The sequence below is a fragment of the Pseudozobellia sp. WGM2 genome (genome assembly GCF_017810075.1).
Lineage (GTDB): Bacteria > Bacteroidota > Bacteroidia > Flavobacteriales > Flavobacteriaceae > JADNYK01.
Genome location: NZ_JADNYK010000004.1, coordinates 400,964 through 412,775, shown reverse-complemented (window position 1 = coordinate 412,775; position 11,812 = coordinate 400,964). Strand labels below are relative to the sequence as shown.

The 11,812-nt window shown below is 39.6% G+C and carries 12 protein-coding genes; 11 read left to right on the top strand and 1 reads right to left on the bottom strand.

Annotated features, from left to right (window positions below; translation table 11 throughout):
• Positions 1-161: 161 nt before the first annotated feature.
• Positions 162-350 carry a hypothetical protein gene (locus tag IV512_RS11665; protein ID WP_209403536.1) on the bottom strand — a complete coding sequence of 63 codons (189 nt, stop codon included), beginning with the start codon at positions 348-350 and terminating at the stop codon, positions 162-164.
• 85 nt (positions 351-435) lie between these two features.
• Between IV512_RS11665 and IV512_RS11660 the strand changes: the two genes are divergently transcribed.
• The 11 genes from IV512_RS11660 (at position 436) to IV512_RS11610 (ending at position 11,607) form a co-directional block, all read left to right on the top strand.
• Positions 436-1,107, top strand: coding sequence for a DUF6617 family protein (locus IV512_RS11660; protein ID WP_209403534.1), 672 nt, complete (start codon positions 436-438; stop codon positions 1,105-1,107).
• 119 nt (positions 1,108-1,226) lie between these two features.
• Entirely contained in the window at positions 1,227-1,520 is a 294-nt protein-coding gene (locus tag IV512_RS11655; protein ID WP_209403532.1) for an AlpA family transcriptional regulator, read from the top strand.
• Positions 1,521-1,787: 267 nt separating this feature from the next.
• Positions 1,788-2,084, top strand: a complete 297-nt coding sequence (mbpA, locus tag IV512_RS11650; RefSeq protein WP_209403530.1) for a mobilization protein MbpA — start codon at positions 1,788-1,790, stop codon at positions 2,082-2,084.
• Positions 2,081-2,950 carry a relaxase/mobilization nuclease domain-containing protein gene (locus IV512_RS11645; protein WP_209403528.1) on the top strand — a complete coding sequence of 290 codons (870 nt, stop codon included), beginning with the start codon at positions 2,081-2,083 and terminating at the stop codon, positions 2,948-2,950. Before mbpA ends, IV512_RS11645 begins: the two co-directional genes overlap by 4 nt.
• Positions 2,951-2,954: 4 nt before the next feature.
• Positions 2,955-3,422: a DUF6730 family protein gene (locus tag IV512_RS11640; RefSeq protein WP_209403526.1), complete on the top strand. Its 468-nt coding sequence runs from the start codon at positions 2,955-2,957 to the stop codon at positions 3,420-3,422.
• Between the two features lie 355 nt (positions 3,423-3,777).
• Positions 3,778-4,908, top strand: a complete 1,131-nt coding sequence (locus IV512_RS11635) for a Fic family protein (protein ID WP_209403524.1) — start codon at positions 3,778-3,780, stop codon at positions 4,906-4,908.
• Between the two features lie 951 nt (positions 4,909-5,859).
• Complete coding sequence (locus IV512_RS11630; protein WP_209403522.1) at positions 5,860-6,405, top strand: hypothetical protein; 546 nt, start codon at positions 5,860-5,862, stop codon at positions 6,403-6,405.
• A 24-nt stretch (positions 6,406-6,429) separates the two neighbouring features.
• Positions 6,430-9,546, top strand: a complete 3,117-nt coding sequence (locus IV512_RS11625) for a T9SS type A sorting domain-containing protein (RefSeq protein ID WP_209403520.1) — start codon at positions 6,430-6,432, stop codon at positions 9,544-9,546.
• Positions 9,547-9,943: 397 nt separating this feature from the next.
• Positions 9,944-10,120, top strand: coding sequence for a hypothetical protein (locus IV512_RS11620; RefSeq protein WP_209403518.1), 177 nt, complete (start codon positions 9,944-9,946; stop codon positions 10,118-10,120).
• Between the two features lie 107 nt (positions 10,121-10,227).
• Positions 10,228-10,494: a hypothetical protein gene (locus IV512_RS11615; protein WP_209403516.1), complete on the top strand. Its 267-nt coding sequence runs from the start codon at positions 10,228-10,230 to the stop codon at positions 10,492-10,494.
• A 3-nt stretch (positions 10,495-10,497) separates the two neighbouring features.
• The gene (locus tag IV512_RS11610; protein WP_209403514.1) at positions 10,498-11,607 is read left to right on the top strand and encodes an amidohydrolase family protein; all 1,110 of its coding nucleotides are present in this window, start codon (positions 10,498-10,500) and stop codon (positions 11,605-11,607) included.
• Positions 11,608-11,812 lie beyond the last annotated feature (205 nt).

Genomic DNA, 11,812 nt, shown 5'->3' with positions numbered 1-11,812 from the left:
TTTAATGACCCTGTTGCCACGCAGAAAAAAGGAATACTGGCAAGGGATATTTTACATAATAGAATTATGACTTACAGATAAAGACTTGAACCTGAAATACTTATATATCAATCTGTATCATAATTTTTGTTATGTTAAACTAGAAACTATTCAGCGGTATCTTAAGTCCAAGCCCCTACTGAAGTCGAAAAACCCTTCCACTCCAATCCTCCCCAAACGGACACGCTACGCCCGCCCGCTGGGAAATCTTTCCGTTCCGGTTTTCCGACACCCTCGGAGCCCCGCGAAAGAACAAGTGGCGAAAGGGCCGCTTGACCTTTCCTCCCCCTACCCACAAAAATCTGGCACACTTCCGTCCAATTTATGGGTCATGACATTGAAAATGAAAAGTAGAATAACTTCTTTTAACTATCTTGAAATCAAGAGCTGGGAGAAGTGAAAAAGATAATCGACCATATCGCCGATTGGCTGGTGGCCCTGAACGAAAAGAAAACCAAGGTCAACGAGGACTATGCCACCTTTATGAAAAGGGGGAACAACGGTCTTATATTCGGGTTGGTTCTTTTCGGGATATTTTTTCTGTATATGGCATTCGAGCTTTATAGGGATTATGGGAACCTCTGGTTGGCATCGATTCCAGTATTCGCATTTACCATTACGGTATTCATTGTTTTGGTCAGAAATGCCTACAGGGACAAATTGAGAAGACGGTATAGGAACCCTTCCATGAAACTGTTAGGTTTCAATATAGATTTCAACGAACATATCCTGAGGCAAATCTATACCTCCTTGATTCGGTATGAATTTCTGGACGAGAACTTGAACCGGTTTAGAGATTTCTACAACGTTCTACTATTCGATTTCGATGATCATGAATCCGTTCTCCATTTCAATTGCACACAGGCCGAGCTAAAGTATATCTTGGAAAAATTCAAACCGTTCAAAAAAGGGCTACATCTCTCCACCTTCGAACGCTCCGAGAAAATCTACAATAAGGGGGAACTGATTTCTGCCAAGAAGCTTTCAAAAGGTTATAATAAAAACCCCTTATCAAGGGAAACCGAAGACCTTATAGACTCTTTCTTCGATTTTTTGGGGGATAATTGAAATTTTTTAGGGGGAGATTTCCCCTTTTCGCCCCTCCATTTGCTTTCATCCATTTACATTGCATCGCACATTTGTAACACAAACGGCCACTTTAACGGCTGTCTTTAAAGCATGTAAGTATGGAAACGGAAAACGAGATGGTAGAAATTCTAAAAGAGATTAAAGGATTACTATCGCATCAAAAGAAAGTGATGAACGTAGATGATCTTGTGGCCTATACGGGACTCTCAAAAAGCAAGATCTACAAGCTGACCCAATTAAGATTGATACCCATGGGCGGTAACAAGCACATCCGCCAAAAATTCTTTGACAAAGATATTATCGATGCTTGGCTTTTGGGCGAGCCAAATCTATCCGATGAATATTTGGATAGGGAATTCGACAAAAAATTTAAATCTGATGAGAAAAAATAACTCAATACCAATATCAATTTTTAATCGAAAAAATGATTAAGAATAGCATATGAAGACAGAAATATGAAAAACTAAATGATATCCAATAAATTAATAATGAGTGAGAATTCGAGATGTGTCATTTTCATGACAAATCTCGCTTTTGCTCCCGATGGGTCGCAAAAGAATAGGAACTGGTAATCGGGTTTTCGAAATGTGCTATAAAACAGAATCTCGATTAGGACTATTTAAAAAAATGCTTGGAAATTATATCCAGAAATACCAAAAGTGAAAAAGGAGTTCGTACAATTCAGATGTTCCATTTATGAGAAGAAACTGCTCAGGGTAAAAGCCGATAGGAGCGGACTTTCCATAAGCGAATATTGTCGTCGTGCGGCTTTTGATGATCGCATCATCGAACGTCTCACCAAAGAACAGATAGAGATGTACAAGATGCTGACCAAGTACGAGATCAACTTTAAGCGCATCGGTAATATGTATCGAAAACGGAACCCCAAATTGGCCGATGAAGTGGTGCAATTGGCCAACGAGATACGGAAACACCTCTTAAGTTTTAGAAAATGATAGGTTTGGGAAAATCCATATCGCATACGGGAGCTTCAATGGGCTATGGATGGGACCAGGAAAAAGATGCCGAAGTGGTGTATCGACAACATCTTTCAGGAGACAATCCCAAGGAAATTACCCAAGAGTTCAAGATTATTCAATTGCAAAATCATAAATGTGAAAAGAACACCCTGAGTTTTGTGTTGAGTCCCACCATAGAAGATGGTCGGGAATTAAAGCAAAAGGAACTAAGGGAAATAACGGAACGATTCGTCAAGGAAATGAAACTACAGGAACGACAGGCCATTGCATTCGTGCACCGCAACATGAGCCATATACATATCCACCTGTACGTGAACCGGATAAACTTTCAAGGAAAAGCATATAAGGACAACTATATCGGAAAACGGAGCCAACTTGCTGCCGAAAACGTGGCAAGACAATTGGGCATGACAACGGTAAGGGAGGTGCAACAACAAAAACTGGACAAGGTCAAAGACATAAGAGCTGAAATAAAACAAATCCATGAAAAAGTCATGACGGAAATGAGACCCAAGGATTTTGACCGGTATATCGAGTATATGAAGCAGAGTGATGTGGAAGTCGTTCCGAGTATCAACAAACAGAACCAACTCCAGGGTTTCCGTTTTGAGTATAAAGGAGAAAGTCTTAAGGGAAGCCATGTACACCGCTCGATGTCTATGGGAAGAATAGCCGAGCGGATAGGACTGGAGAGAACGGCCGACCAAAAAATTGCTAAGGACAATACAGTGAACCTGCTCGGAAAGACCGTAGGAGTATCACCGAACTTGGCCGCGACCCTGGCAAAAAAGGCCATCAAATTGGCCGTCAAAAAATCGATAGGACTAGGAATGGAAATGTAATACTATGGCAAAGCTGGACGAAATTATGGAAGTGCTTACCCAAGAAATATCGGGGTTCAACAAGTCCATCAGCAAACTCGAAGAACTTTCTGAAAAGTTTGATGACGTAGAGATCAAAATAGATACCTCGCATCTAGAATTCCGAATAGAGGAATTCCTAAGGTTACAGGAACAAAAAAAGGATTCCTATGAAAGACGGATAGAGGAAGTCCTAAAAAATATCGAGAAGTCAAGATGGACTCCAAAATGGGAGGTTACAATGATATATGTGGTTATGTGCCTGAACACGATTGCGTTTGGCTATCTCGGCTACTATTATATCAAGTATGAACAGAAAATGGATGCTGCGATCTTGAAAGTTAAGCAAGAAAGTTTGGGTAGGGCAAGGGGCTATTTCGATGATCATCCAATTATCTATAAAGATTTTAAGAGGTGGGCCAAAAAGCAGGACAGCGTTCTAAATCGGGAGTAGGGGTGCGCCCTATCCGGTTTTTGCTTAACGCTAATCTGCCGGAATCGCTACAAAAATCGGACAGAATCCACGCGCAAAGTTTTGAGGTAAGATTTGGGACGGACGTACCATAAAAAACTTACTATCGAATTGTTGCTAAATGAATGTGTTCTGTCGATAGGAATTTGTGCCCTAACGGGCACTTTTTGTGGAAAGGGGGAAAAGAAAAAAAACAAACCTAACAAAATTTTACGGCTAATACTTCAATAGCAACCTTGTTATTTAAGAAATACTAATCAAACCTTAAATAAAAATCACGCTATTTAAGAAATATTGTATTTTTGTTAAATAGTAGAGGTTTAATTAAAGGAACACAATGAAATCATTTAAAGCAGGCAAAATAATCAACCAAGGATATTATAAGAGTTTTCAACCTAACCCGATTAGCAAAGAATGGCAGGTTGATGATATGGAAGTACTTGCGCTTTTAAGTAAAGCAGATCGTCATTTGGGTCGATTGGATATGTATTCGGAGTATGTAAATATTGATTTGTTCATTAGTATGCATATCGCCAAAGAAGCCACACAATCCTCAAAAATAGAAGGTACACAAACGAATATGGAAGAGGCTTTTTTGAAAGAAGATGAAATTTCAGTTGAAAAAAGGGATGATTGGGAAGAAGTACAAAATTATATTGCCGCAATGAACGAGGCGGTAAAAATGCTTCATAGATTGCCATTTTCGTCAAGATTGATTAAACAGACACACAAGATTCTTTTACAGGGAGTAAGAGGAGAAAATAAATTGCCAGGGGAATACCGGACCAGCCAGAACTGGATAGGCGGTGCTACCTTAAACGATGCGGTATTTATTCCCCCCGTCCACACATCAATAAAAGATTTGATTTCGGACATAGAAAAATTTGCCAATGACGAACTCAACTATCTTCCCGATCTGCTCAAAATCGCTTTGATACATTATCAATTCGAGACTATCCATCCATTTCTGGATGGAAACGGTCGGGTCGGGAGGTTAATGATAACCTTGTACCTAGTAAGTAAAGGCATACTAAAACAGCCTATACTTTACCTATCTGACTTTTTTGAGAAAAATAGAACGCTCTACTATGATAATTTAATGCGGGTCAGAACACATAACGACATTTCTCAATGGTTCAAGTTTTTTCTTTCCGGTGTCATTGAAACTGCTAAATCGGGAGTAACGACCTTTGACAGCATCATGCAATTGCAAAAAACTCTCGAAATTAAACTAAAGACGTTGGGAAACAGAGGTGTTGATGCCCGAAAGGTTATCGAAAGCCTTTATATTCGTCCAGTAATTGATGTTCATAGGGTCGAAAGCATTATTGAAAAATCCAATGTTTCCGCCTATAAACTGATAAAGTCAATGGAGGAACTGGAAATTTTGCATGAAATAACAGGATCTCAAAGAGACCGACTTTATAATTTTAAGGATTATATTGATTTGTTTAAAAATAGCCTTTGAAAATAACTAAGATTTTGCAACGAGCTGGTCAAGGTCATGTTGATTTTGCAGATTGAAGCTATTTCCTTTCGTTGTTTTTTTAAACCCATCCAAAATAATAGTTTAAAAAAGATGATTTTAGGTGCTTATAATTGATATTTTATAAACCTTCTAGTTATTATCCCGGGCACTAATTCATAAATAGGAACTGAAATTAAACCTGTAGCTGATTCAATCACGACGCAGTTTGATGATGACTTCATGTAATATATTTCTCGCGTAGTTTGGATTTTAGAATCCTCCAGTCCTTTCCGGCAACTTGATTGGCCTTGTGGTCGATTAGTTTTACTAAAATAGATTACTTAACTGTGTCGATAAAAAGCTAAAATTTCGACATACTTAAAATATATGTCGATGCCATAGATATCTCTTCATTTGAGCTACTTCAATTTGTTTTTGCTAGTGATGTTTAAAAAGGTGCTTTTTGGGTTGTTTTCTTGAGTATATTTTACTTCCATAATTTAGTCCCATAAACCGTCAATTTACGATACTACTAATAAGAACGGGAAATGGAACTGGCGATTGATTCTTGTTCAGAATCCTTAGGTAGTTTCGTAAAACGGCCTTTTAATCGGACTTATTTCTGTTAAAAAAAAATGAGCGGTTTATAAAGTACGTTAAGAGAATTCGTATATTTAGTCTATAAAACTCTAATAGAATGCGGACCCTATAACTATCCTCTGGCAATTTGCCCTCAGATGGACAAAGCCGACCCTGTATTTCCGCATAACCTCCTTTAGTTACCATATTAATTTTTCATTTAAAACACCGTAAAAACTTGTTTGCGGTGCACTAAAAGGGTTGTTTACAGAATTAACACTTTTATACAAGAACAAGAAATATGTCAATGTGACCTATGCCCACTTTGATGTAAAACACACTGAATAGCAATTGCCTTAAAAGCAAATCAATATGAAAATAACACACATTTTATTAGCTACGTTTATCCTGTTTATCACAAGCTGTAAAAAGGATGACGATGAAACTCAAAACCCTTTGGATGCCTTACCACCCGCTACCCAAATTGGTGCCCAAACTTTTGGGTGTTTGGTGAATGGGGAAATTTTCTTGCCAAAGAAATTCGGCCAGAACAGCCTAAACGCCTTTTATCAAAATATGAATGGGTTATATACACTTAGTATATCCTCTGAAAGTGGTGAAATAAACACAGAATCTCAATTCATAGTAATTGGCGGAATTTCAGTACCTGCTGTTGAAGAACAAACTTATAATCTAACTTCTGATAAAATTGGAAACTTCACTGGACTTTTCACAGATAATGGATTGAATGATAGCGCTCAACCCACCTCAGATTTAAAACCTGGAAAACTAATAATTACTAACCATGATACCGAAAACTTTATTATATCCGGAAATTTTGAATTTACAATCTTAGACAAGAACAATAAAGAAATAAAAGTAACCAATGGTCGCTTTGATGTAAAATACACAAATTAACAACAACCTTAACACAAAAAATCAATGAAAAAAACCTGTACCGTCGTTTTCGTAACGATGGTTTTATTGTCCCTATCTTACTTAAGTGCACAGACCACCGATACCTCCGTTGCCACTGCAACCAATACAATTTTCGCCCCCTTGGAAAAGAACCGCATTCCCCACAATATTTTACTTGATTACGGTATAGAATTTATCGACATTACGAAATACGATGGGGTTTTACGCACCGATAATTACGTAGACAACGGGGTTTACAAAGATACTTATAGCACATTGGTCTCTAGCTGTACTGCTACAAATGTGCCCGGTATCGTGGCCCCAATGACCGATGAACTTGCGGCAAAATCAGGTCAAAAAAGTAAGAATACAACCTCCAAAGGCACTTCTTCCGCCCAAATGCTCCTTAGCGGTCTCTACTACAACTACTCCCGCTTCCGTAGCGATGCCCTTTCGGGCAACAGGATTACCGTAGTCAATAATACCTACGATGATAAGTACATCAACGGGGTTTGGCAAAACCCCTATGAGACCAAGACCGCTTTTGTAATCAGTACACCGATATTGGAACTCAACAAGGCTACCTTGTCCTTGAGTTTGCCCTCTACACTATGGCACACCAATCAGGCCTCTACTATTAGTAATATTGAGGTGGATTTTGGTAGCGGCGGCGGTTACAAGACCCTGTTCAATAATGCCGTGGCCAGTAATACGTATACATCCACGGGCGTCTACGCTTTAACATATCGCCTACGATTGACAAATGGCAGCTACCTTTATAGCCGTCAAAAACTAAAGGTAAACAATATAACATCGACCACTACGTCAAAAGGGCCGCTTCCCATTGCGCAACAGAACATCACCGCCACCCGCAGTTATCTAAACATTGCCGGATCGGCCACGCTACAGATTGCCTATGGCGGCACGGATACCAAAATACGCAAGCCTTTGATCGTAGCGGAAGGCTTTGATACGGGTTTGTTGGCTGCTTCTGGAAGCATTGGAGATAGTGATTATAGAACTTTTCAAGATCAAGTAAATCAATCTTTGAGTCCAGAACTCAGAAACCTTATCACAAATAATACTTCCGTAGACTATGATGTAGTCTATGTCAACTGGGACAACGGTACCGACTACATTCAGCGCAATGCCTATGTACTCCAAGAGGTCATTAAATGGGTAAATACCCAAAAAGCGGCCGCAGGCAGTACTACTCCCAATGTGATACTTGGGCAAAGTATGGGCGGAATCATTGCTCGTTATGCCTTAAAGGATATGGAAAATCGCGGTGAGCAGCATAAAACGGGCCTTTATATCAGCCATGATGCACCGCACCAAGGCGCAAACGTACCTATAGGGTTTTTATATATGGCAAGGCATGTGGTCAACCAATATATAAAATCGGCACTCAATGTCTTGGACATCCCCATTAGTTCCGGCGGTATCGGTGTTTCCGATATCCAGGAACTCTTGGACGCACCCGCAACACGTCAGCTACTTATAAATAACGTCAACAGTAATTTTGCGGTCGACAATTCACTAAGAACATCCTTTCAAAACGAATTAAAGACTATTGGTTATCCGGCCCAGACCAGAAATATCGCCTTGAGCAATGCCAGCCATTGTGCTTCCGGTCAAAGTGTAACCGCAGGATCCCAGATATTCAAGGCAACGGCAGATGGCAAGACCACTTTCTTGACGGATATTCTTTTAGCATTGTTGACCAATGGTGGTAATGCAGCTACCATAATTGCAAGAACCACCAACGAACCCGGTTTTCTGCTTGGTATCCTACCAGGAAGAAGTAAGATAAATTCAGATTTTAGGGTAATCGCCTATCCCGCTTCCGGAACCGCACAGGTATATTATGGCAAGGTACGTTACACCAAAAACCTGTTATGGGTCTTGCCAATCAGCAAGGACATTACCTTTCGAACCTATAACTCACCTTCGGGACAACTCCCATTGGATTCCTATCCAGGTGGTGTCAATCCTAGTTTTTCAGGTGCAAATAGCCCTAATATTAATTCTTACATCAGCAATGCCTTGATTAAGTATGGGTTTACCGTCAATTTAAACCCGAATTTTAATTTTATCTCGGCAACGAGTGCACTTGATGTGGGAAGGAACAATACAACATTGGTAAGTTCTGATTATTTGGCAAAGTATTCGTCAGCGACACCGCCAACGGGCGGTAAGGCCGTACCGTTTGTCAACTTTTCCACTTCATATAACAATTCTGGAACCAACGAATCCCATATCTCATTCAATGCCCGAAATGGTAAATGGCTTGCCAGTGAAATGGACGCGGTTTCGGGTTCCGATACTTTTGATTGCAGTTTCTCTTGTAGTTCTCAAACCATTGCGGGGAGTACCTCCATTTGTACCACCGGTACTTACAGTGTTTCCGTCCCAGCCGGAACTACGGTTAATTGGGCAATAAGCCCATCAAGTGCAGCAACCTTTCCATCGGCATCTTCTAGTTCAAAAACATTTACAAAAAGCTCTAGTTTTAATGGAAATGCAACCATTACCGCAACTATATCGAATTCAGTGTCCAATTGTCAATCGATAACGGTATCCAAACAGATTACATTGGGGGGAGTAATTAATCTCACGGCTCCTAATGGTGCCGACCCCAATGGTACTATAACGGTATCGGTTTCTGGAGGTACGGGCAGTTATTCTTGGTATAAAAATGGAACTTTGTTCGCGACAACTGGAGGTGGGTCAGGTATCATGCTACAATGGGGGTGTTCAGGAGGGCTTTTGAAAGTAGTGGCAAATACCAGTTGCGGACAGGCCGAAGTTACTCGGACACTATATCAAGATTGCGGTTCATCCTCAATGACGGTGTATCCAAATCCGACGAGTTCCGAAATATTTATAGAGCAGGTTCCGTTAGAGAGTACCTCTTCCGAGACTTTAAGTATTTCCCAGAGCCAATCCAAATCAGCTACCGCTGATTCCTCAATTGTTACGGAGATTTATGACTTTAGCGGAACGTTGGTTAGAACAGATAGTTTCAAAATATCTGATGATATGCCAAGAATAGATGTTTCCGAGTTAAAACAGGGAACATACTTTCTTAGAATAATAAGTAAAAATGTAGACGAAGTTCATCAGATCATAAAGGAATAAGTTTCAATTTCAAATGGATAATAATATCGGGAGTTTAAACTCCCGATTTTTATTAATTGTTCGATTATCTCAGATTTGACAGTTTCATAAACCTAACCTTTTTCGGCACTGTTTGATTTTCGCTTATCTTGATGTCTTATATTGAAAGTTCAAAAAAAGGATAGTGGATAGCCTTTATCCGAATGCGAATATCACCAAGGTAAAAAAAGGTGCGATCTTCAATTAGCTTTGACTGGGCGAAACCTACATGATCGATAATTCGTCCATTTACCTACTGCATTTGGTTTTTTTCGTAATTTGGTGAAGATGTAAAGCTTTGCCACTGGGTTTATTGAGTAAAGTCTTGCACCTTAAAGAGATTATACAAAGATAGGAAGATACCAGAGTCCGAACAATCATGGAAAATGAACAAAAAAAGAAACTTCACGAGGCTATAGAAGAAGTGCTCAAAAAATCAAATAGGCCGCTCCGTCCGAACGAAATAGCCGATATGATCAATACTCCCTCCCTCTACGAGAGAAGCGACGGACAGGCAATTACAAGTAGCCAAATTTCTGCCAGAGTCAACAATTAGTCAAGGCTGTTCGATATCAATGAAAATCAGAAATACCTGAAGCATTGGGAAAAGTGATGTGTTAAAAAACAATGAGTAGTTTCGATTCGCAAGTTCAAAGGAACCTCATGGGCAAGCGCCTTGAGAAAGAAGGAAGAGTATTAGAAGCCAAGGCTCTATATGAAGCCAACATTTCCGAAGGTTTTGAAGGTAGCTTTCCGTATAGAAGACTAGCAATTCTTTATAGGAAAGGAAAATCCATTAATGAAGAAATCAGGGTTCTTGAGAAAGCGGTGTCAGTTTTTCAAAACGTCACCGGAAGTGAAGATATTCATCCGAAGCTAAATGATTTCAAGGAACGTCTGAAAAAAGCAAAATCGCTAAAGTCTAGATAAACGATGACAGGACTGCTGGAGAAATTAAGGTATGCAAGATTAGTTTTGACTGCGTCAATTGGCCTCAATTCATTGATGTTAAATGCTCAAATCACAATTGCGGAATATAATCCAACTTCTACATTGGTAGTTCCAGAACATATAATAACCAAAGCGAAGTATCCCTTCATAGATGTCCATAGCCACCAGTTGTTATATACGACAGAAGATTTCAATAAGCTCAAGATGGCTATGGACACCTTAAATATGAAGTTTATGGTCGATCTTAATGGAGGTTGGGGGGATAAGTTAAAAGACAAGGTGGAGAATGTGCGTAAAAACGGAATGTCCAACAGGATGGCATTATTTGCAAACATCGACTTTCAGGGATTCGGGTTTGTGCAGTGGACGGAATATACTGTGGACCAACTTAAGGAGGATGTTGCCAACGGAGCTAGTGGCTTAAAGGTTTTCAGAGAATTGGGCATGACCCATGTAGATATTCATGGGAATAGAATCCCGATTAATGACGTTAGATTGGACCCTGTCTGGGCGGCATGTGGAGAATTGGGAATACCCGTTCTTATTCATTCCGGTGCCCCTAAATCCTTTTGGGACCCAATGGATGAAAGAAATGAAAGGTGGTTGGAATTATATAAATATCCAAGTCGTAGCTATGCCAACAGTACAATTCCATCTTGGGAACAATTGATCAAAGAACAGCATGAGGTTTTTGCAAAACATCCTAAAACCACTTTTATCAATGCTCACTTTGGTTGGCACGGAAATGATTTGGAACAGCTTTCGACAATTTTGAAGAAATTCCCAAAGATGTATGTCGAGTTTGGTGCCGTCATCGCCGAATTGGGCAGACAGCCCATAACGGCCAAGAATTTTTTTGAAACCTTTCAGGATAGGATTTTGTTCGGAAAGGATTCTTGGGTGCCTTCAGAATATGTTACATATTTCAGGACGCTGGAAACAACGGATGAGTATTTTCCATATCATAAAAAGTATCATGCCTTTTGGAGGATGTATGGATTAGGATTATCTGATGAAGTGCTAAAAAAAGTCTATTATAAAAACGCCCTTAAGATTATTCCCGATATTGAATTAAGTATGTTTGAAAAGTAAAGTTCATAAAAACGATTATTCAAAGCCATATATTTATGCGGTGAGGGTCAATCATCTTTATCATCTTCAGGTGCCATCTAGGAAAACTGTACATATCAAAATCTATATGCAATCTGGTGCGCTTCCTTGTATTTTTCATTTTCACGTACCTTTCAGTACGACAAAAAAAAATCCAATCGCACAACTTCACATAGCCTTGCGTTAG

Bases quoted from the DNA above. Each gene is read 5' to 3' on its own strand.
- IV512_RS11655 (WP_209403532.1), top strand. From the start codon at position 1,227: ATGGAAACGGAAAACGAGATGGTAGAAATTCTAAAAGAGATTAAAGGA.
- IV512_RS11645 (WP_209403528.1), top strand. From the start codon at position 2,081: ATGATAGGTTTGGGAAAATCCATATCGCATACGGGAGCTTCAATGGGC.
- IV512_RS11640 (WP_209403526.1), top strand. From the start codon at position 2,955: ATGGCAAAGCTGGACGAAATTATGGAAGTGCTTACCCAAGAAATATCG.
- IV512_RS11635 (WP_209403524.1), top strand. From the start codon at position 3,778: ATGAAATCATTTAAAGCAGGCAAAATAATCAACCAAGGATATTATAAG.
- IV512_RS11630 (WP_209403522.1), top strand. From the start codon at position 5,860: ATGAAAATAACACACATTTTATTAGCTACGTTTATCCTGTTTATCACA.
- IV512_RS11625 (WP_209403520.1), top strand. From the start codon at position 6,430: ATGAAAAAAACCTGTACCGTCGTTTTCGTAACGATGGTTTTATTGTCC.
- IV512_RS11620 (WP_209403518.1), top strand. From the start codon at position 9,944: ATGGAAAATGAACAAAAAAAGAAACTTCACGAGGCTATAGAAGAAGTG.
- IV512_RS11615 (WP_209403516.1), top strand. From the start codon at position 10,228: ATGGGCAAGCGCCTTGAGAAAGAAGGAAGAGTATTAGAAGCCAAGGCT.
- IV512_RS11610 (WP_209403514.1), top strand. From the start codon at position 10,498: ATGACAGGACTGCTGGAGAAATTAAGGTATGCAAGATTAGTTTTGACT.